This is a genomic window from Streptomyces alboniger, from assembly GCF_008704395.1.
In the GTDB taxonomy this organism is placed as follows: domain Bacteria; phylum Actinomycetota; class Actinomycetes; order Streptomycetales; family Streptomycetaceae; genus Streptomyces; species Streptomyces alboniger.
Window position 1 is genome coordinate 3,212,010 of the sequence record NZ_CP023695.1, and the last position, 20,671, is coordinate 3,232,680.

The window sequence follows — 20,671 nt, forward strand, 5'->3', positions numbered from 1 at the left end:
TCATGCCTGGCGCGTGGGCAGTACGACCAGCTGGCGCAGGTTGACGTGCCGGGGGCGGCTCGCCACGTAGGCGATGAGGTCCGCCACGTCGTCCGAGGCCAGTGACCCGATCGCGTCGAACATGCCGTCCAGCTCTCCGCTCAGCTCCTCGTTGTCGATGTGTCCGCGCAACTCCGTCTCCGTCAGGCCGGGCTCGATGTTCGTGACGCGTACGCCGCGCGGGCCCAGCTCCGTGCGCAACGACTCGGAGAGGTAGGTCAGCGCGGCCTTCGTCGCCCCGTAGACCGCGTAGTGCGGGAACGCGGTGTGCGCGGCGATCGACGAGATGTTGACCAGGTCCGCCGTGCCGCCCTCCCCGGCCGCCGCGATCAGGTCCGGCGTGAACGCCCGGATGATCCGCAGCGCGCCCGCCACGTTTGTGTCCAGCATGCGCTGCCACTCGTCGGTACGACCCTCGGTGACCGGGTTGGGGAACATCACGCCCGCCGCGTTCACCACCAGGTCCACTCGCCCGTACGCCGCCCGGACCCGCTCGGCGACGGCGTCCACCGAGGCCTGGCCGGTGACGTCGGCGGTGAGGGCGAGCGCGCTGCCGCCGTCCGCCTCGATCTTCCCGGCCAGCTCCGCCAAGCGCTCCGCCCGCCGGGCGACGAGCACGACCCGTGCGCCCCGGCCCGCGAGCAACCGGGCCGTGGCCTCTCCGATGCCGCTGGCGGCTCCGGTAACGAGGGCGGTACGGCCCTCAAGTGCGGTACGGCCCTCAAGTGCTGTGTACGTCATGGGGGTTCTCCCTGGTGGTCCGATCGCCGGGGCTGCCCCGGCGGTGTCGGTGGCCAACTCTGCGACGGCCACGCACCGTTACCCAGGGCTGTGCTCTTCCTGGGTCCGGCAGTACCAGGTTCGAACCGCTCGCGCCGCCTACGATCGAACTCATGGACGGCGATCTCGGAGATTTCCTGCGCTCACGGCGCGCCCGCATCCAGCCCGCCGACGTGGGCCTCGCCTCGCACGGCCGCCGCCGCGTGCCCGGCCTGCGCCGCGAGGAGGTCGCGCAGCTGGCGGGCGTCAGCGTCGACTACTACATCCGGCTCGAACAGGGCCGCGGCCCCTCGGTCTCCGACGCCGTGCTCGACGCCATCGCGCGCGTGCTGCGCCTGGACGAGACCGAGCACACCTATCTGCGCACAGTGGCTCGCCCACGCCCGCGCCCGCCGAAGGACAAGTCGGCCGCGCAGCGGGTCCGCCCCGGGCTGCGGCTCCTGCTCGACACCATCGACCGCGCGCCCGCCTTCATCTTCGGCCGCCGCATGGACGTCCTTGCCTGGAACGCCCTCGGGGACGCCCTCAACGGCTGGTCCCGGCTGTCGCCCGCCGAGCGCAGCGTTCCCCGCCAGGTCTTCCTGGAGGACGCGGCGCGCGGGTGTCATCCGGAGTGGGAGGCGGTCGCTGCGGAGACCGTCGCGTATCTGCGCATGGACGCCGCGCGATGTCCCGGGGACACGGAACTGTGCGCCCTGGTAGGCGAGTTGTCGGTCAAAAGCGAGGCCTTCCGGCGCCTGTGGGCGGACCACCAGGTCAAGGAGAAGACCCACGGCGTGAAGCGGATCAACCACCCCGTCGCGGGCGAACTGATCCTCCCGTACGAGACGCTGACCCTGCCCGGCGACCCGGAACAGACCCTGGTCGTCTACCTGGCGGAACCCGACACCGAGGCCGCCGAACGCCTGGCGATGCTGGGCAGTTGGGCACTGAGCGCCCCGTAGGGGGCGCGGCGCGTCGTCGCGGGGACCGCCGCACCCCCGGGTCACCCAGGGGGCGGGACGACGGCGGTCCCCGCGAGGGACGTGGGCCGGGTCAGGGCCAGGTCACGTCCCGGCGTCCATGGAGGTCCGGGAGCCGCTCCGGAGTTCCTGACGCCGACAACAACCAAGGTGCCGCAGCAGTGTTAAGCGAGTGCTGCGCGAACGTGTCGCACGCGTACCACTTCCACGAAGTCCGCCCGGCGGCTCCCGACGGCCCCCGGCGCACCCCGGCTCTACTGCCCCTGCTGCTCCGCGAGGAACGCGAGCAGGTCCTGACGGCTGACGACACCCGTGGGCTTGCCCTCGACCAGGACGATCGCCGCGTCCGCGCCACCGAGCACCGACATCAGGTCGCCCACCGGCTCACCGGAGCCGACCTGCGGCAGCGGGTCCGACATGTGCTTCTCCAGCGGGTCGGAGAGCGAGGCGCGCTGCGTGAACAGGGCGTCGAGCAGCTCGCGTTCGACGACCGAGCCGATGACCTCCGCGGCCATCACGTCGGGGTGGCCGGCGCCCGGCTTCACGATCGGCATCTGCGAGACGCCGTACTCGCGCAGCACCTCGATGGCCTCGCCCACCGTCTCCTCGGGGTGCATGTGCACCAGCGAGGGCAGCGCGCCGCCCTCCTTGCGGCGCAGCACGTCACCGACGCGCGGCGCGTCCCCGGCCTGCTCCAGGAAGCCGTAGTCGTTCATCCACTCGTCGCTGAAGATCTTGCTCATGTAGCCGCGCCCGGAGTCGGGCAGGAGGACGACCACGACGTCGTCGGGGCCGAGCCGCTCCGCGACCCGCAGCGCCGCGACGACCGCCATGCCGCAGGAGCCGCCGACCAGCAGCCCCTCCTCCTTGGCCAGGCGCCGCGTCATCTGGAAGGAGTCCTTGTCGGACACGGCGATGATCTCGTCGGTGACGTTACGGTCGTACGCCGTCGGCCAGAAGTCCTCGCCGACGCCCTCGACGAGGTAGGGGCGCCCGGAGCCGCCGGAGTACACGGACCCCTCGGGGTCGGCGCCGACGACCTTCACCCGGCCCTCGGAGACCTCCTTCAGGTATCCGCCGGTCCCGGAGATGGTGCCGCCGGTGCCGATGCCCGTCACGAAGTGGGTGATCTTCCCCTCCGTCTGCTCCCACAGCTCGGGGCCGGTGGAGTGGTAGTGGGAGAGCGGGTTGTTCGGGTTGCTGTACTGGTCGGGCTTCCAGGCGCCGGGCGTCTCACGCACGAGGCGGTCGGAGACGTTGTAGTACGAGTCCGGGTGCTCGGGGTCGACGGCGGTCGGGCAGACGACGACATCGGCGCCGTATGCGCGCAGTACGTTGATCTTGTCGAGGGACACCTTGTCCGGGCAGACGAAGATGCACTTGTAGCCCTTCTGCTGGGCCACGATGGCGAGCCCGACCCCGGTGTTGCCGGACGTCGGCTCGACGATCGTCCCGCCGGGCTTCAGCTCCCCGCTCTGCTCGGCCGCCTCGATCATGCGCAGGGCGATGCGATCCTTCACGGATCCGCCGGGGTTGAAGTACTCGACCTTGGCCAGGACGGTCGCCTGGATGCCCTCGGTCACGTTGTTGAGTTTCACCAGCGGGGTGTTGCCGACGAGACTGATCATCGAGTCGTGGAATTGCACCGTTGTCTCCGGGCTGCGATGTAGTGCGACGAATAACGAATGGGTGCGGTCAGCCTAAAGGGGTGCGGTCGGGCCGGGGTCCATCTCATCCGTTCACCTCCCGTTGCGATTGGCCGACCGTGCTTACGGGGCAATGAGTGGATGTACGGCTGTACGGCGATTCGGCACGAGGAGGTGGCTGCGGGGCATGTCGAGGGCGAGGGTGGCACGGCGGATCGCCGCGGGCGCGGCGTACGGCGGCGGAGGCATCGGGCTCATCGGGGCCGCGACGGTCGGTGTGGTGCTCGCCGAGGTGCAGCTGGCGAAGCGGTCCGTGGGCGGCGGCCACGCGGTCCCACCGCGGTGCGACGGCCGCTACGGCAGGGCGTACACCGAGGACGCCGGCCAAGACTCCGGCCGCCCCGACTGCTCCGAACCGGTGCTGTTCGCGATGCTGGGCGACTCGACGGCCGCGGGGCAGGGCGTGCACCGGGCCGGACAGACCCCGGGGGCGCTGCTCGCCGCCGGGCTCGCCGCGGTCGCGGAGCGGCCCGTCGACCTGCGGAACGTGGCGCTGCCGGGCGCCCAGTCGGACGACCTGGACCGGCAGGTGACGCTGATCCTCTCGGACCCCGCCTGGGTGCCGGACGTCTGCGTGATCATGATCGGGGCGAACGACGTGACGCACCGGATGCCGCCGACGCGGTCGGTGCGGCACCTGTCGGCGGCGGTGCGGCGGCTGCGGACGGCCGGGGCGGAGGTGGTCGTCGGCACGTGCCCCGACCTCGGCACGGTGGAGAACGTCTACCAGCCGCTGCGGTGGCTGGCCCGCCGGGTCTCGCGGCAGCTGGCCGCGGCGCAGACGATCGGCGTGGTCGAGCAGGGCGGGCGGACGGTGTCGCTGGGCGATCTGCTGGGCCCCGAGTTCGCGGCGAACCCGCGGGAGCTGTTCGGTCCCGACAACTACCACCCCTCGGCGGAGGGGTACGCGACGGCGGCCATGGCGGTGCTTCCCACGCTCTGCGCGGCGCTCGGGCTGTGGCCCGAGGAGGAGCGACCGGACATCTCGCGGCGCGAGGGCTTCCTGCCGGTGGCGCGGGCCGCGGCGCAGGCCGCGGCGGAGGGCGGCACGGAGGTCACCGCGGCGATGCCGGTGGGCCCCCGGGGGCCGTGGGCACTCCTCAAGCGCCGTCGCCGGCGCCGCATCCACGCCCCCGAGCCGTCACCGCTCCCCCACTGAGCTTCGCGCCGCGGTCGCGCAGTTCCCCGCGCCCCTTTCCCGGCATCCTCGCCCTCGCACGCCGGACCAGGCAGACCCCCCAGGGGCGCGGGGAACTGCGCGACCTGCCACTACGCACCCGCACCGCGACGTCGGTCACGTCGGCCACCCGCGGGCCCGGCGGAGGCTTGGCGCGCAGTTCCCCGCGCCCCTGACGGGGCACTCCTCAGGACCTCGGCGGAGAACGCGGCCCGTACGCCCAGGGCCCCGCCGGCCTGAGCAACCGCTTAGAAATGCGTCCCGCGTCACACGCCCCACCCGATGACCGACAGCAATACGTGCAGGTAACTTCCCAGTGAGTCCTGCCCCCTCGCCACTGGAGCGTCCTGATGCCCGAAGCCGTGATCGTCTCTGCCGCCCGTACCCCGATCGGCCGCGCCTTCAAGGGCTCGCTGAAGGATCTGCGCCCCGACGACCTGACCGCCACGATCATCGAGGCCGCCCTCGCCAAGGTTCCCGAGCTGGACCCGAAGGACATCGACGACCTGATGCTCGGCTGTGGTCTGCCCGGTGGCGAGCAGGGCCACAACCTCGGCCGCATCGTGGCCGTGCAGCTGGGCATGGACCACCTCCCCGGCTGTACCGTCACCCGCTACTGCTCCTCCTCCCTCCAGACCTCCCGCATGGCCCTGCACGCCATCAAGGCCGGAGAGGGTGACGTCTTCATCTCCGCCGGCGTCGAGATGGTGTCCCGGAGCGTGAAGGGCACCAGCGACGGCCTTCCCGACACCCACAACCCCCTCTTCGCCGACGCCGAGGCCCGCACCGCGGCCCGCGCCGAGCAGACCGGCACGGACTGGCACGACCCGCGCGAGGACGGCCTGATCCCGGACGCGTACATCGCGATGGGCCAGACCGCGGAGAACCTCGCCCGCGCCAAGGGCGTCACCCGCAAGGACATGGACGAGTTCGGCGTCCGCTCGCAGAACCTCGCCGAGGAAGCCATCAAGAACGGCTTCTGGGAGCGCGAGATCACCCCGGTCACCACCCCGGACGGCACGGTCGTCAGCAAGGACGACGGCCCGCGCGCCGGTGTCACGTACGAGGGCGTCCAGGGCCTCAAGCCCGTCTTCCGCCCCGACGGCATGGTCACCGCCGGCAACTGCTGCCCCCTGAACGACGGCGCCGCCGCCCTCGTGATCATGAGCGACACCAAGGCCCGCGAGCTGGGCCTGACCCCGCTCGCCCGCATCGTCTCCACCGGCGTCACCGGCCTCTCCCCCGAGATCATGGGCCTCGGCCCGGTCGAGGCCTCCAAGCAGGCGCTGCGGCGCGCGGGGCTGACCATCGACGACATCGACCTCGTCGAGATCAACGAGGCCTTCGCCGCCCAGGTGATCCCCTCCTACCGCGACCTCGACATCCCGCTGGAGAAGCTGAACGTCAACGGCGGCGCCATCGCCGTCGGCCACCCCTTCGGCATGACGGGCGCCCGCATCACCGGCACGCTCATCAACTCCCTCCAGTTCCACGACAAGCAGTTCGGTCTGGAGACCATGTGCGTCGGCGGCGGCCAGGGCATGGCGATGGTCATCGAGCGTCTGAGCTGACACAGGGTCGGCGCGCGTTGACGCTCCGTTTCTGCATCTTTTCGTGACCCAATCTCCCCCAGGATGTGACCTATCTCCTGGGGGAGATGCATATGCCCAGCTCACAGCAGATCTGAGCAGGTACACCAGGCCAAAAGACCTGTCCACTTAGTGACGTTATGCACTGACAGGTGGATCGTGCAGGCTTCAAGCTGATGTAGGAAGTCGGGGGTCGACTTGAAACCGGGAGTACGTCAGTGAGCGCCTTGCCTCTTGCCTTGCTGCTCTCCACGGCCGCTGCCACGGCCGTGGGCGCCGCCGCCCTGCACGCAGTACACGGCCTTCGGAAGCAGCTCGCCGAGATCACGGCACTGCGGACCGAGCTGGCCGAAAGCCGTGCCGCCGCCGACCGCCCGCACCCGACGGTGCCGGGCGCCCGTAGCGCCGTGGACGCCGACGAGATACGCGCGGCGGTCGCCGAGGCGCTCGCCGAGGAGCGGGAGCGGGAGCTGGCCGAGGCGCGCGCCTTCTGGGCCGCCCAGGAGGCCCGTGAGGGCTCGGACGCGCCCTCCCTGCTGCACGGGCTGCCCGGCATTCCCGACGGGATCGCCGAAGAGCTGTTCCTGCCGCGCCAGGCCGACTTCGCGGGCCTTGAGGCGGACAGCCTGGAGCCGGTGATCGAGCCCTTCGCCGACCCCGCCGCCGACGAGAGCGCCGGGGACTCCCCCGAGCTGGCCGCGGCCCGCCGCCGCCACCCCTCGCACCCGGACTTCGTGCCGGTGCAGACGCCCGCGTCGGAGGCGTACGGCGACCACGAGCGCACGGTGGCCTGCCTCGAAGAGCTGGCCGACGCCCGCACCGCCCTCGCCGACGTCCGCCCCGGCCCGCTGGGCACCCTCGACGTGTACGTCTTCGCGGACGGCACCACGCTGTGCATGACCCCGGGCCACCGCGAGACCGCGGAGCTGCTCGCCGAGGCGCTGCGCGAGGGCCACGCGCCGGTCCTGCTCGGCGGCTCCGGCATCTCTGGCGCGTACGCCCTGACCTTCGAGTGCGGCGCCGAGAACGTCTACATCCTCGCCGACCGCGTCATCGCGTCGGTCTGACCCGGGCCCGTCGGTCCGATCCGGGGCCCGGCTCCGGGGCCCCGGGCGTCAGACCCCGGCCCGCTTCTGCGCCTGCGCCACCAACTCCAGCGCCCGCGCCAGTTCGTCGGGGTCCTCCAGTACGAGGGCCAGATCTCGGCCGGCGACGGTGATCTGGTCGGCGGCGGCGAACATCCCCGCGTCCGGCATCTCGCGCGGCGGGGTGCCCGGCTCCTCGATGGCCTGCGCGCGCACCGCCAACTCCCTGGCCAGAGCGAGCGCTTCGGTCGCGGCCCCGCGTTGCAGCCGGCTCTGCGGCGCGGCCCGCAGGCGGTCGGCGAAATGGTCCACTGCGGCTGTCAAAGGCGTCGTATCGAGCACCCCGCGACCTTATGCGCCTTTCCGGGACTGTTGCCAACGCCCGCACGCTCAGGCACGGTGGCGTGAAGGACGGAACACATCGCGACGCGTCCGGAGGCGCCGATGTCCCAAGTCTTCTCCGAGGAGACCCACCGCAACCTGCTCGCCCGAATCCCCCACTGCACCGGTCGTGAAGTCTCCGACTGGTTGCGCGCCGTGGAGGAAGGCCCCTCTCTCTTCCGCTTCGAGGAGAAGGTCAGCTGGCTCCGAGCCGAACACAACCTCGCGTACGGCCATGCGAAAGCGATCATCCACGAGTACGACCTGAGGCGGGCCGCCCGCAAGTTCCTCTGACCCCCCACCCCCGACACAGACGCGAACACACCCCCGGCACGACGAAGGGCCCGCGGATCGGTTCCGGTCCGCGGGCCCTTGTGCCGTAACGGTTCAGCCGTCGAGCGGCCTGCGTCAGTCGTTCCCCTGGAGGATCGCGATCAGGCGCAGGAACTCGAGGTAGATCCAGACGAGCGTCATCGTCAGACCGAACGCCGCGAGCCAGGCCTCTTCCTTCGGCGCGCCGTACGCGATGCCGTCCTCGACCTGCTTGAAGTCCAGGGCGAGGAAGCAGGCGCCGAGCAGGATGCCGACGATGCCGAAGACGATGCCGAGGCCACCGCTGCGGAAGCCGAGACCGTCACCGCCGCCGAAGACCATGAACAGGAGGTTCACGGCGGTCAGCAGCAGGAAGCCCATCGCCGCGGCCATCACGAAGCCGTAGAAGCGGCGGTTGACGCGGATCCAGCCCGCCTTGTACGCCACGAGGACTCCGACGAAGACCGCCATCGTGCCGAGCACGGCCTGCATGGCCGCCCCGTCCGCGATGCGGTTGTCGACGACGCTGGAGACGACGCCGAGGAAGACGCCTTCCAGCGCGGCGTACGTCAGGATCAGCGCGGGCGAGGCCTTGCGCTTGAACGACTGGACGAGGCCGAGCACCATCGCGATGAGACCGGCGCCGATGGCGATGCCGTACGACTTGCCGATGCTGGCGTCGTCGACCGGCAGCAGCGCCCAGGCGAGCGCCGCCGTGACCAGCAGCGTGCCGAGCGTGGTGGCGGTGCGCATGACGACGTCGTCCATCGTCATGCGGCCGGTCGTGCTTACGGGCGCCTGGGGGGCGCCGTGCTGCACGTCCTGCTGGGCGTACGGATTGGTGGCGTACGGGTTACCCGCGGGGGCCTGCTGGCCGCCGTACGGATTGCCCTGCGCGTACGGGTTGCCCTGGGTCTGGGTCGCGGCTGCGGGTCCCCCGGCCTGCGGCTGCGCGCCGAAGCCGGCGTAGCCGTTGTCGCGGCTGAACCCCCGTCGCGAGAAGACCGGGTTGCTGCTCCTCATTTCACTCCTCCATGGCCACCGTGCGTGGCTTTGCCCTCAAGAGTAATGCGTAGGCAAAAGGATGGACCTAGTGCTTGGGGAGGATCTTTCCCTCTCTGTGACCGAGAACGCCCGGGACGGCCCCTACTGTTCCCGGATCGGAACCGTTCCCCCGCACGAGTGGCACCAGCGAGATCGCGACGGCGCCGAGGACGGCGGCGGCCGCGAAGGTCGTGAAGCCGAGCGAGGCGTTGCCGCCCGCGACCACCGCGCCGCCCAGCCACGGCCCGACGACCGCGCCGGTGCGGCCGACGCCGGCGACCCAGCCGAGCCCCGTGGCGCGCTCCGCGGGGCCGTAGACCGAGGATGTGGCCGCGTACACCATGACCTGCGCGGAGAAGAGCCAGACACCGGTGACGAAGACGACGGCGTAGGCGATGGGGAGCGGCAGCTGGGCCTTGAGCAGGAAGGCGCCGCACGCGGTGAGCACGAACCAGATCGCGGACACCCTGACGGCCCCGAAGCGGTCGGCGGTGCGCCCGGCGACGAGCATGCCGACGATGCCGCCCGCGTTGATCACCAGCAGGAAGGTGACGGAGGAGGAGAGGGAGTAGCCGGAGGCGCGCATCAGCTCGGGGAGCCAGGTGGAGACGCCGTAGACGAGGAGGAGCCCGGCGAAGGAGGCGAGCCACAGCAGCGGGGTGGCCAGGCGGCGGCCCGGTGCGAAGAGCGAGGCGACGGCGGCGAAGCGGCCCCTCGCCCCGGCCCCGGGGGCCTCGGCGGGGGTCGGGGGCGGCAGGTGGTAGCGGGCGGCGACCGCCTCGGCCTCGCGCACGCGCCCCTTGGCGAGCAGGACGCCGGGCGACTCGGGCAGCCACTTGACGACGAGCGGGACGGCGACGAGCGCGGGGATCACGCCCGTCCAGAAGACGACGCGCCAGCCGTGGCCGGGACCGAGCGCGAGTCCGAGGCCCGTCGCCGCCATGCCGCCCGCGTGGTACGAGGTCATCATCAGACCGGTGGCGAGCGCCGCCCTGCGCGGTGGTGCGAACTCGGCGACGATCGCTAGGCCGATCGGCATCAGCCCGCCGAGCCCGAGCCCGGAGACGAAGCGCCCCGCGCCGAAGAAGGCGGCGCCCGGCGCGAGCGCGCACAGCGCGGAGCCCAGCGAGAAGAGGACGACGCTGCCCGTCACCATGGGCTTGCGCCCCGCCCAGTCGGTGAGGGTGCCGCAGCCGAGGGCGCCGATCAGCATGCCGAAGGTGGTCCAGGAGCCGATGGTCCCGGCGGTCGACGTACTGAAGCCGAAGCCCTCGTCGTCGAGGAGGTGCGGCATGACGGCGCCGTAGATGTTGACGTCCATGCCGTCGAAGAAGACGACGAGCCAGCACAGGGCGAGGACGGGCGCGACGGAGCGGAAGGTGCGCTCGGGGGCGGGAGGGGTCACGTGCTGCCTCTCTTCCTACTGCGGCTCGTCGAAGGGGAATCCGGTGTAGGCCTCGGCCAGGTCGGTCTCGGCGGCGCGTGCGGTGGTGATCCGGTCGAGGCCTGCGAGCTGGATGCGGTCGTCGAAGGGGGTGGCGCCGGGGGCGCGGTGCAGCAGGGTCGTCATCGCGTACGAGAAGCGCTCGGCCTGCCAGACGCGGCGCAGGCACGTCTCGGAGTACGCGTCCAGGCCGCTCGGGTCGCCCTTCTCGCGCAGCAGGACCAGGGCGCGGGCGAGCGTGACGACGTCGCCGACCGCGAGGTTGAGGCCCTTCGCGCCGGTGGGCGGGACGATGTGCGCGGCGTCCCCGGCGAGGAGGAGCCGGCCGTGGCGCATGGGCTCGTGGACGTAGCTGCGCATGGGTGTGACGGACTTGGCGGTGACGGGGCCGCGGCGCAGGGTCCAGGCGGGGTCGTCGGTCTCCAGGCGGCGGTTCAGCTCGTCCCAGATCTCCTCGTCGGTCCAGTCGTCGGCGTCCGTGCCCTCGGGAACCTGGAGGTACGCGCGCGTGACGCTCGGCGAGCGCATGGACAGGAGGGCGAAGCCGCGCTCGTGGCGGGCGTAGACCAGCTCGTCGTGGGAGGGCGGCACGTCGGCGAGGATGCCGAGCCAGCCGTAGGGGTACGTGCGCTCGAAGACCCGGGAGAGTTCCGGGGGCACCGCCTTGCGGGCCACGCCCCGGAAGCCGTCGCAGCCCACTACGTAGTCGCACTCCAGGACGTCTTCGCGGCCCTGGTGGCGGTAGCGGACCAGAGGACCGTCGGTCTCCGCGTCCTCCACGGCCAGCGCCTCGGCCTCGAAGAGGAGCGGGCCGCCCGTCGCGAGCCGCAGGGCGATGAGGTCCTTGCAGACCTCGGTCTGGGCGTAGACGGTGACGGACTTCCCGCCGGTCAGCGCGGGGAGGTCGACCCGGTGCCTACGGCGGTCGAAGCGCAGTTCGATGCCGCCGTGCCGGAGGCCCTCGCGGTCCATGCGGGCCCCCGCGCCCGCCGCGCGCAGCACGTCGACGGTGCCCTGTTCCAGGATCCCGGCGCGCTGGCGGCGCTCCACGTAGGCGCGGTCGCGGCTCTCCAGGACGACGGAGTCGATCCCCGCCTCGTCCAGGAGGCGGGCGAGGAGCAGCCCGGCCGGCCCCGCCCCGATGATCCCGACGGTGGTTCGCATCCCTCGCCCCTCAGCTTGTTCGCCTGGTGAACTTTCGTTCATAATGCGCTGACGGGAGTCTCGGGCCGCGCCTGCCGGGTGTCAACGGTCGTGCGGCGCCCGGTTCCGCGAGGGGCATCTGGTCCGCGAGGGGCACCCGATCCCGCGAGACATGAGGAGCGGCCGCCATGCCGGAAGAGTCCGTACGCCCCCTGGAGCGCGGTCTGGCCGTCCTGCGGGCCCTCGCCGTGGCGGAGCCGGGTCAGCTGCGGGCCGGTGACCTCGTACGGGCCACGGGCCTGGCCCGCTCCACGGTGGACCGGGTCGTGACGACCCTGGGCCGCCTCGGCTACGTACGCACGCGGGGGCAGCAGCTCCACCTCGCGCCGCGCCTCATGGAGCTGGGCAACGCCTACCTCGCCGCCAGCGGCCTGACCGGCGAGGTGGCCGCGCGCACCGCCCGGCTCGCGGACGAGCTGGACGAGTCGGTGTCGCTCGCGGTGCCCGACGGCGACGGAGTGCGCTTCGTGACGCAGGCGGCGCGGCGGCGCGCGATGTCGGTGGCGTTCCGCATCGGAGACCTGCTGCCGCCCGAGCGCTGCGCCCCCGGGGCGCTCTTCGCGGACGCCTGGGGCGAGCAGGAGTGGGCCGCCTGGCACGCGCGCGTGGCGGCCGTCCCCGCGCACGAGGCCTACCCCGCACTCCCACCGGGCCCCGCCCCCACGGCCGCCCCCGACCTCCACGCGCGCGTGGCCCGCGCGAGGGAGACCGGCTGGGCCCTGGACGACCAGCTGATCGAGCCGGGCCTGATCGCGGTGGCGGTCCCGGTGCGCGACACCACCGGCCGGGTCCGGTACGCCCTGTCGGCGGTGAGCCACACCAGCCGGTACACGGCGGAGGCCCTGGCGGAGGCGATGCTGCCGCGGCTGCGGGCGGAGGCGGCGCGGCTGGAGGGCTTGTCCGGGCCGGAACCGGAATCGGAACCAGAACCGGGAGTTCCGGTGACCGTCAAGGAGGAGCCGGGTCCCGGCTTCCTCCAGTCCCTGGCCCGCGGACTGGCCGTGCTGCGCGCCCTCGGCGAGGCCCGCGGCGAAGGGCTGCCGCTCACCGCGCTCGCCGCGGCCACGGGGCTGCCGAGGGCCACCGCGCGGCGCTGCCTGCACACCCTGGAGCAGGCGGGGTACGCGGCCCACGACGGACGCCTCTTCCGCCCACTGCCCCGCGTCCTGGAACTCGGCCACGCCGCCCTCTCCCGGCTCACCTTCGCCGAACTGGCCGAACCGCACCTGCGCGAGCTGGCCGACCGGATGCACCAGTCGGCGTCCGTGACGGTCCTGGACGGCACGGACATCCGGTACGTCGCGCGGGCGGCCACGGTCCGCGTGATGAGCGTCCGCATCACGGTGGGCACCCGCTTTCCCGCGTACGCCACCGCGATGGGCCGGGTGCTGCTCGCCGGGCTCCCCCGGCAGGAGCGTGAGCGCCTCCTGAAGGCAGCGCCGCCCCGCGCCCTCACCCCGCGCACCCCGACGGACCCCGTCGAGCTGGCCCGCGTCCTCGACCGCGCCGCCGCCGACGGCCACGCCACCGCCGACCAGGAGCTGGAGGACGGCCTGCGCTCGGTCGCCGTACCGGTGAGGGACGCGGCCGGGCAGGTGGTCGCCGCGCTGAACATCGCCCAGCACGCGGGCACCGCCCCGCTCTCCCGGACCCGGGACGCCCTGCTCCCCGCGCTGCGCGCCACGGCGGCCGCGATCGAGACGGACCTGCACACGGCGGCCCGCTTCAACGAAGTACGAATGAGCTGACCGGCGGGGCAGTTGACCTGCATGGCGGAGGTGCCCGGAGCCGGACTCGAACCGGCACGCCCCCGAGGGGCAGCGAGGTTTAAGCTCGCCGTGTCTGCATTCCACCATCCGGGCAGGCCATGGGCCCCGCAGCAAGGATTCGACCCTATCGGGAGGCGTCCCCCGGACAGCGGATGGGGGACCCGATGTTGTCTTATTTTATTGACGTCTGAGGGAGCATCAGCCCCCGGTACGGACCATCGGTACTTGCCAAAGGCCTTATCCCCACCTCCGGCCGGCCTCATGGGCCTCTGCGCGGAATGACGGAATTTAGCCGCCCGCCCGTCCTCCCTCCTCCGGGACACCCGTCATCCCCAGGTATGACAAGGCGCCCCGGGGTCCGACCCGAGAGGGCCCCCGGAACCCGATCAGCGGCTGACTCCTGGGCACTGATCAGGCAGCACGATGGAGTACGTCCCCACTCGTCGTCCCGACAGGAGCACCGTCCCGTGACCACCACCCCTTACGCCACCCGCGCCACCGCCGTGGCCGCGCGCGCCACGGATCTCTCCAAGGTGTACGGACAGGGTGAGACCCAGGTGGTCGCCCTGGACCACGTCTCCGTCGACTTCGGGCAGGGCGAGTTCACCGCGATCATGGGCCCCTCGGGCTCGGGCAAGTCGACCCTGATGCACTGCGTCGCGGGCCTGGACAGTTTCAGTTCCGGGTCGGTCCGGCTCGGGGAGACCGAGCTGTCCACGCTCAAGGACAAGCAGCTCACCAAGCTCCGCCGGGACAAGATCGGCTTCATCTTCCAGGCGTTCAACCTGCTGCCGACCCTGACGGCCCTGGAGAACATCACGCTCCCCATGGACATAGCGGGCCGCAAGCCGGACAAGCGGTGGCTGGAGCAGGTCATCGAGATGGTCGGCCTGTCGGGGCGGCTCGGCCACCGGCCCACGGAGCTGTCCGGCGGGCAGCAGCAGCGGGTCGCGGTGGCCCGCGCGCTCGCCTCCCAGCCGGAGATCATCTTCGGTGACGAGCCGACCGGAAACCTCGACTCGCGGTCGGGGGCGGAGGTCCTCGGCTTCCTGCGGAACTCCGTGCGGGACCTCGGGCAGACCGTCGTGATGGTCACGCATGACCCGGTGGCCGCGTCGTACGCGGATCGCGTGATCTTCCTCGCCGACGGGCGGATCGTGGACGAGATGCTGCGGCCCAGCGCGGAGGGCGTGCTTGACCGGATGAAGGACTTCGATGCGAAGGGGCGGACCAGCTAGGCGTCCGGTCGCTCTGTTCTTCGACTGCGGGTCGGCCGTGGCCGGTCGCGCAGTTCCCCGCGCCCCTTCGGGGCGCTAGCCCAGCCCCGCGTTCTTCGGGGGCACTCCCCTCACCTGGACTCACACCCATGTTCCGTACTGCCCTGCGCAACGTGCTCGCGCACAAGGCCCGGTTGTTGATGACCGTGCTCGCCGTCATGCTCGGCGTCGCCTTCGTCTCCGGCACGCTGGTCTTCACCGACACCTTCGGCAACGCCTACAAGAACAAGTCGGCGAAGAGCTTCGACCACGTCTCCGTCGCCCTCCTCTCCGACGGCGGGTCCGGGGACGAGGAGAAGCAGAAGCCCCGGCTCACCGACTCCCTCGTGAAGAAGGCCGGCACGCTGCCCGGCGCCGACTCCGCGATCGGTTCCGTCGCCGGGTTCACCGCGCTCGCCGACAAGGACGGCAAGCTGGTCGGCGGCGAGTGGGGCACCACCGGCGCCAACTACTACCCGGGCAAGGGCGGCAAGGACCCGCGCTACGACCTCGTCGACGGCGCCGCCCCGAAGTCCGCCGGCGAGCTGGCCCTGGACTCCCGCACCGCCGGGCGCACCGGCTACAAGGTGGGCGACACCGTCCGCTACTCCACGGACGGCCCGGTGCGGACCGCGAAGGTCAGCGGCATCTTCGACACCGACGAGGGCAGCGTCGTCGCGGGCGGCAGCCTCGTGGTCTTCGACAACCAGACCGCGTTCAAGGCGCTCAACAAGAACCAGTACGACGAGATCGACGTGAAGGCGGCCGCGGGCACCTCCGAGGCGTCCCTGGAGAGCGCGATCGAGAAGATCGCGCCCAAGGACTCGTCGACGACGACGGGCGGCGAACTCAAGTCCCAGCAGGACGAGATGATCGAGGAGCAGACCGAGTCGATGAGTCAGGTGCTGCTCATCTTCGCCGGGATCGCGCTCTTCGTCGGCATCTTCATCATCGCCAACACCTTCACCATGCTGGTCGCCCAGCGCACCAAGGAGCTGGCACTCATGCGGGCCGTCGGCGCCTCGCGCCGCCAGGTGACGCGCTCCGTGCTGATCGAGGCCTTCATCGTCGGCATGATCGCCGCCGTGACCGGTTTCGCCCTCGGCATCGGTGTGGCCGTCGGCCTGGAGTCCCTGATGAACTCCGCGGGCGCCTCGCTGCCCGACGGACCGCTCGTCATCGCCCCGACCACCATCGTCGTAGCCCTGATCATCGGCGTGGTCGTGACGATGCTGGCCGCCTGGCTGCCGGGCCGCCGCGCCGCGAGGATCGCGCCGGTCGCCGCGATGAACAGCGTCCACGCGACGCCGACCATGCGCGGCCTCGTGGTCCGCAACACCATCGGTTCGGTCATCGTCGCCCTCGGCGCGGTGATGCTCTTCATGAAGGACAACTACGTGAAGTCGGGCGGCGCGGGCGTCATGCTCGTCGGCGTCATCGTCCTCACCCCGCTGCTGTCCCGCCCGTTCATCGCCGCCTCGGCGCCGCTCCTGAAGCCGTTCGGCGTCACCGGCAAGCTCTCCCGCCTCAACTCGGTGCGCAATCCGCGCCGTACGGCGTCCACCGCCGCGGCCCTGATGATCGGCCTGACCCTCATCACGGCGATGACGGTCGTCGCCACCTCCATGAGCAGCGCCATCAACAAGATGGCCGCCGGTTCCATGAAGGCCGACTTCAGCGTCTCCATGGCGAACTTCCAGCCGCTGGCCCCCGAGGTCCGCGAGAAGCTGGACAAGATCCCGGACGCCGAGGCGACCAGCCCGGTGCGCCAGGCCTACGGCGAGGCCGACGGCTCCTTCACCACCATCTCCGGTGTGGACCCGAAGACCTTCGGCAGCCTGGTCGGCTTGGACTTCACCGGCGGCTCGATGGACGGCCTGAAGGCCGGTGGAGTACTCATCGACGAGAAGCTGGCGAAGGACCAGGACCTCAAGGCGGGTGGCACCCTCCCGCTGAAGTTCGACGACGACGGCAAGACGGTCAAGGTGAAGGTCGCCGGGGTCTACGAGGGCAACGAGATGCTCAACGGCGTCTTCGCCCCCACCTCCGTCGTCGACCCGCACCTGACCAAGGTCGTCGACAAGCAGGTGCTCGTGAAGATGAAGGGCGGCGCCTCCGACAAGGCCGAGGACGCCATCGTCAAGGCCCTCGGCGAGAACCCCGCCATCACCGTCCAGGACAAGGACGCGATCAGCAACGCGGTGGCCGGCGCCATCAACATGATGCTGAACATGCTCTACGGCCTGCTGGCCATGGCAGTCCTGATCGCCGTGCTCGGCGTCATCAACACCCTGGCCATGTCGGTCTTCGAGCGCAAGCACGAGATCGGCATGCTGCGGGCGATCGGCCTGGACCGCGCGAAGGTCAAGCAGATGGTGCGCCTTGAGGCGGTCATCATCTCCCTGTTCGGCGCGGTGCTCGGCATCGGCCTCGGCCTCTTCATGGGCTGGGTCGCGGGCGGCACCATCGCCGACTCGGTCTCCACGTACGCCATGGAGGTCCCGGTCGGCCGGATCGTGATCTTCCTCGGGATCGCGGCCCTGGTCGGTGTCCTCGCGGCGGTGTGGCCGGCCCGCAGCGCGGCGAAGCTGAACCCGCTGATGGCCATCAAGAGCGAGTAGCCCGCGTACGTACGCGAAAAGGGGCCCCGGGCGGATCACCGTCCGGGGCCCCTCCCGCGTACGTACGCGGCTACGACTCCCACGTACGTACGCGGGGCTACGACGCGCGCCAGTCGCGCGCCCGCAGCGGCATCCCCGAGGCGCCGTCCTCGGGGGTCCGCACCGCGAGGACCTGGTTGACGCCGATGCGGTTGCGCTCGAAGGAGAGCGCGGACGCCGCCATGTACAGGCGCCAGATGCGGGCGCGGCCGGGCGAGGTCAGGCGCTGGGCCCTCGGCCACTGCGCCTCCAGGTTGGCGACCCAGCGGCGCAGGGTGAGGGCGTAGTGCTCGCGGATGGCCTCCACGTCGCGCACCTCGAACCCGGCGCGCTCCAGCTGCCCGACGGTGGACCCCACCGGGGCCAGCTCGCCGCCGGGGAAGACGTAGGCGTCGATGAAGGCGTCGACCTCGTACGCCGACTCGTCGGCCTGCGGGCGGCGCGCGATCTGGTGGTTGAGGAGCCGTCCGCCCGGCTTCAGCAGGGCGTGCAGGTCCTGTGCGTACTCCAAGTAGCGCTCGGAGCCGACGTGTTCGGCCATGCCGATGGACGAGATGGCGTCGTACGGCCCGTCGCGCACGTCACGGTAGTCCTGGACGCGGATCTCGATCCGGTCCGTCAGGCCCTCCTCCGCGATGCGCTTCCTGGCGTAGGCGGCCTGTTCCTGGGAGAGCGTGACGCCGACGACGGTGGCGCCGTGCTCGCGGGCCGCGTGGATCGCCATGGAGCCCCAGCCGCAGCCGACGTCGAGCAGGCGCGTGCCGGGCTTCAGGGCGAGTTTGCGGGAGATGAGCTCCAGCTTGTCGCGCTGGGCGTCCTCCAGGGTGCCGTCGGGCGAGGCCCAGTAGGCGCAGGAGTAGACCATCGAGGGGCCGAGCACCAGCTCGTAGAAGTCGTTGCCCACGTCGTAGTGGTGGCTGATGGCCTGCCGGTCGCTGCCCTTGGTATGCAGATGGAGGCGGCCGCGGCCGCGCATCTCCTCCGGTGGCGGCGCGGGCGGCAGGAAGGGCGCGGAGAGGGCGAACAGCGAGCGGGCGGCGGCGCGCACCTCGGGGTCGCGCAGGGCCTGGCGCAGGCTCCTCGCGTCCTCGCCCCGCTCCCAGACGAACTCCGCCATCCGGTCCAGCGTCTCGTAGAGGTCCCCGTCGACGTCCAGGTCACCGGCCACCCAGGCGCGGGCCAGGCCCAGTTCGCCCGGTTTCCACAGGAGGTGGCGCAGGGCACGGCGGTTGCGTACGACGAGGGTGGGGGCGCCCGGGGGCCCGGCCTCCGAACCGTCCCAGGCCCGGATCCGTACCGGCAGCTCGGCTCCCATGAGCTGCTCGGCAAGGTTCTTCAGCCGCAGTGCGGCTTTCTGCATGGCGCACACCTCCGTGAGGTCGACCCCGGAACGGTCCGAATCGTCCCAACGGTCCGACACCACGTAAACACCGAAGAACCCCGTGCGCAGTCCCGCCCGCGCGTCATGGAACGGCAAAATAGATGCCGGGAACACCTATCTGCAACCCGGTACGCGGGTACGCCGAAGGGGGCCGCCCGCACCACGGATGGCGAGCGGCCCCCTTCGGGGTGGATCAGTGACGCGAGGTCAGGAGGCCTTGGCCTTCTCCTCGGCCTTGACCGCCGGGGCGGGCTCGGCCGCGACCTGCGGCTTCGGGGCCGGCTTGGCGGCCTCGTAGAACTCCTCGCGAGGCGCTTCCAGAGCACCGAGGGAGACGACCTCGCGCTTGAGGAACATGCCGAGCGTCCAGTCCGCGAAGACGCGGATCTTGCGGTTGAACGTCGGCATCGCCATGCCGTGGTACGCGCGGTGCATGTACCAGGCGAGACGGCCCTTGAGCTTGATCTTCATCTTGCCCATGACGATCATCGCGACGCCCTTGTGCAGGCCGAGACCGGCGACCGCACCCTTGTTGGCGTGGCTGTACTCCTTCTGCGGGAAGCCCCGCATGCCGGAGATCACGTTGTCGCCGAGGACCTTCGCCTGACGCAGCGCGTGCTGGGCGTTGGGCGGGCACCAGGCGTTCTCGTTGCCCGCCTTGCGGCCGACCATGTCCGGCACCTGGGCGTTGTCGCCCGCGGCCCAGATGTAGTCCGTGCCCTGCACCTGGAGCGTCGTCTGGGTGTCCACGTGGCCGCGCGGGCCGAGCGGCAGACCGAAGCGGGAGAGCGCCGGGTTCGGCTTGACGCCCGCGGTCCACACGATGGTGTTGGAGTCGACCTCGAGGCCGTTGTTCAGGACGACGTGGCCGTCGACGCAGGAGTCCATGCCGGTCTTGAGGTAGACCTCGACACCGCGGCCCTCCAGGTGCTCCTTGCCGTACTGGCCGAGCTTCGGGCCGACCTCGGGGAGGATCTTGTCCGCGACGTCGACGAGCACGAAGCGCATGTCCTCGCGCTTCACGTTCTTGTAGTACTTGGCCGCGTCGCGGGCCATGTCCTCGACCTCGCCGATGGTCTCCGCGCCCGCGAAGCCACCGCCGACGAAGACGAAGGTCAGCGCCTTGCGGCGGACGTCCTCGTCGGTCGTGGAGTCAGCCTTGTCCAGCTGCTCCAGGACGTGGTTGCGCAGGCCGATGGCCTCCTCGATGCCCTTCATGCCGATGCCCTGCTCGGCGAGGCCGGGGATCGGGAAGGTGCGGGAGACCGCGCCCATCGCGATGACGAGGTAGTCGAAGGGCAGCTCGTACGCCTCGCCCACGAGGGGGGCGATGGTGGCTACCTTCCGGTCCTGGTCGATGGTGGTGACCCGGCCGGTGAGTACCTCGGCCTTGGGCAGCACGCGTCGCAGCGGGACGACGACGTGCCGCGGCGAGATGCTGCCGGCGGCGGCTTCGGGGAGGAAGGGCTGGTAGGTCATGTACGACCGGGGGTCGACGACCGTGACGGTCGCCTCTCCGAAGCGCATCTTCTTGAGAATGCGCCGAGCTGCGTACAGGCCTACGTACCCACCGCCTACTACGAGGATCCTGGGACGCTCCGTGGTGCTCATGCCATCGAGTATCCACCTGCCGGGCGGGGGTCGCTCGTGCGCCCCTTCACAAGCATGGAGAGGGCCTCTGCTACACTTCGCCGCCCACGTGACCGAGGTCATGGTGTCCCGGGGGAACCACGGTGCAACGCGAGTCGTTGTCCACCCCTTGTGAGCTGCCGCTCTGGCCCCGCCCCCGGAGTGGACCACCGCGCCGCTCCACCCCTCGGCCGCCCTCCCGCAAGGTCCCGGCCACCCCCCGGGAAGCGCGCGGATGACCTTTTCGGGGGCTC

At 71.4% G+C, this 20,671-nt stretch carries 16 protein-coding genes and 1 tRNA gene; 8 read left to right on the forward strand and 9 right to left on the reverse strand.

Annotated features, from left to right (window positions below):
- Positions 1-780 carry an SDR family oxidoreductase gene (locus CP975_RS14080; protein ID WP_055535030.1) on the reverse strand — a complete coding sequence of 260 codons (780 nt, stop codon included), beginning with the start codon at positions 778-780 and terminating at the stop codon, positions 1-3.
- Positions 781-932: 152 nt separating this feature from the next.
- On the opposite strand from CP975_RS14080, the gene CP975_RS14085 reads away from it, so the two are divergent.
- Positions 933-1,763 carry a helix-turn-helix transcriptional regulator gene (locus CP975_RS14085; RefSeq protein ID WP_055535032.1) on the forward strand — a complete coding sequence of 277 codons (831 nt, stop codon included), beginning with the start codon at positions 933-935 and terminating at the stop codon, positions 1,761-1,763.
- A gap of 272 nt (positions 1,764-2,035) precedes the next feature.
- On the opposite strand, the gene CP975_RS14090 is transcribed toward CP975_RS14085, so the two are convergent.
- Positions 2,036-3,427: a cystathionine beta-synthase gene (locus tag CP975_RS14090; protein ID WP_030792370.1), complete on the reverse strand. Its 1,392-nt coding sequence runs from the start codon at positions 3,425-3,427 to the stop codon at positions 2,036-2,038.
- A 187-nt stretch (positions 3,428-3,614) separates the two neighbouring features.
- Between CP975_RS14090 and CP975_RS14095 the strand changes: the two genes are divergently transcribed.
- The 3 genes from CP975_RS14095 to CP975_RS14105 all read left to right on the forward strand — a co-directional run bounded on the left by CP975_RS14095 (position 3,615) and on the right by CP975_RS14105 (position 7,320).
- Entirely contained in the window at positions 3,615-4,646 is a 1,032-nt protein-coding gene (locus CP975_RS14095; protein ID WP_199783173.1) for an SGNH/GDSL hydrolase family protein, read from the forward strand.
- A gap of 368 nt (positions 4,647-5,014) precedes the next feature.
- A complete protein-coding gene (locus CP975_RS14100) occupies positions 5,015-6,235 on the forward strand; it encodes an acetyl-CoA C-acetyltransferase (protein WP_055535036.1) in 1,221 nt (406 codons plus the stop codon).
- A gap of 236 nt (positions 6,236-6,471) precedes the next feature.
- The gene (locus CP975_RS14105; RefSeq protein ID WP_199783174.1) at positions 6,472-7,320 is read left to right on the forward strand and encodes a hypothetical protein; all 849 of its coding nucleotides are present in this window, start codon (positions 6,472-6,474) and stop codon (positions 7,318-7,320) included.
- A 48-nt stretch (positions 7,321-7,368) separates the two neighbouring features.
- Here the strand turns inward: CP975_RS14105 and CP975_RS14110 are convergent, their stop codons facing one another.
- On the reverse strand, positions 7,369-7,650 hold the full coding sequence (locus CP975_RS14110) for a hypothetical protein (RefSeq protein ID WP_055535038.1): 282 nt from the start codon (positions 7,648-7,650) through the stop codon (positions 7,369-7,371).
- A 132-nt stretch (positions 7,651-7,782) separates the two neighbouring features.
- Between CP975_RS14110 and CP975_RS14115 the strand changes: the two genes are divergently transcribed.
- Positions 7,783-8,013, forward strand: a complete 231-nt coding sequence (locus CP975_RS14115) for a DUF4287 domain-containing protein (RefSeq protein ID WP_030792355.1) — start codon at positions 7,783-7,785, stop codon at positions 8,011-8,013.
- 114 nt (positions 8,014-8,127) lie between these two features.
- Here the strand turns inward: CP975_RS14115 and CP975_RS14120 are convergent, their stop codons facing one another.
- From CP975_RS14120 to CP975_RS14130, 3 genes are all read right to left on the reverse strand, one after another.
- Entirely contained in the window at positions 8,128-9,054 is a 927-nt protein-coding gene (locus tag CP975_RS14120) for a Bax inhibitor-1/YccA family protein (protein WP_055535040.1), read from the reverse strand.
- 67 nt (positions 9,055-9,121) lie between these two features.
- Positions 9,122-10,480: an MFS transporter gene (locus CP975_RS14125; protein WP_246201503.1), complete on the reverse strand. Its 1,359-nt coding sequence runs from the start codon at positions 10,478-10,480 to the stop codon at positions 9,122-9,124.
- A 15-nt stretch (positions 10,481-10,495) separates the two neighbouring features.
- Positions 10,496-11,683, reverse strand: coding sequence for a 4-hydroxybenzoate 3-monooxygenase (locus tag CP975_RS14130; protein ID WP_150476939.1), 1,188 nt, complete (start codon positions 11,681-11,683; stop codon positions 10,496-10,498).
- Between the two features lie 167 nt (positions 11,684-11,850).
- Between CP975_RS14130 and CP975_RS14135 the strand changes: the two genes are divergently transcribed.
- Positions 11,851-13,470, forward strand: coding sequence for an IclR family transcriptional regulator domain-containing protein (locus tag CP975_RS14135; protein ID WP_150476940.1), 1,620 nt, complete (start codon positions 11,851-11,853; stop codon positions 13,468-13,470).
- 31 nt (positions 13,471-13,501) lie between these two features.
- Here the strand turns inward: CP975_RS14135 and CP975_RS14140 are convergent.
- Positions 13,502-13,584: transfer RNA gene (locus tag CP975_RS14140), tRNA-Leu, on the reverse strand.
- 374 nt (positions 13,585-13,958) lie between these two features.
- Between CP975_RS14140 and CP975_RS14145 the strand changes: the two genes are divergently transcribed.
- Both CP975_RS14145 and CP975_RS14150 read left to right on the forward strand, forming a co-directional pair.
- Positions 13,959-14,729, forward strand: coding sequence for an ABC transporter ATP-binding protein (locus CP975_RS14145; RefSeq protein ID WP_055528633.1), 771 nt, complete (start codon positions 13,959-13,961; stop codon positions 14,727-14,729).
- 128 nt (positions 14,730-14,857) lie between these two features.
- The gene (locus tag CP975_RS14150; RefSeq protein ID WP_055528632.1) at positions 14,858-17,368 is read left to right on the forward strand and encodes an ABC transporter permease; all 2,511 of its coding nucleotides are present in this window, start codon (positions 14,858-14,860) and stop codon (positions 17,366-17,368) included.
- Positions 17,369-17,465: 97 nt separating this feature from the next.
- Here the strand turns inward: CP975_RS14150 and CP975_RS14155 are convergent, their stop codons facing one another.
- Both CP975_RS14155 and CP975_RS14160 read right to left on the reverse strand, forming a co-directional pair.
- Complete coding sequence (locus CP975_RS14155; protein ID WP_055528634.1) at positions 17,466-18,767, reverse strand: SAM-dependent methyltransferase; 1,302 nt, start codon at positions 18,765-18,767, stop codon at positions 17,466-17,468.
- A gap of 228 nt (positions 18,768-18,995) precedes the next feature.
- Positions 18,996-20,399 (reverse strand): NAD(P)/FAD-dependent oxidoreductase, encoded by a 1,404-nt coding sequence (locus CP975_RS14160; RefSeq protein WP_055528631.1) that lies wholly within the window; start codon positions 20,397-20,399, stop codon positions 18,996-18,998.
- Positions 20,400-20,671: the final 272 nt, after the last annotated feature.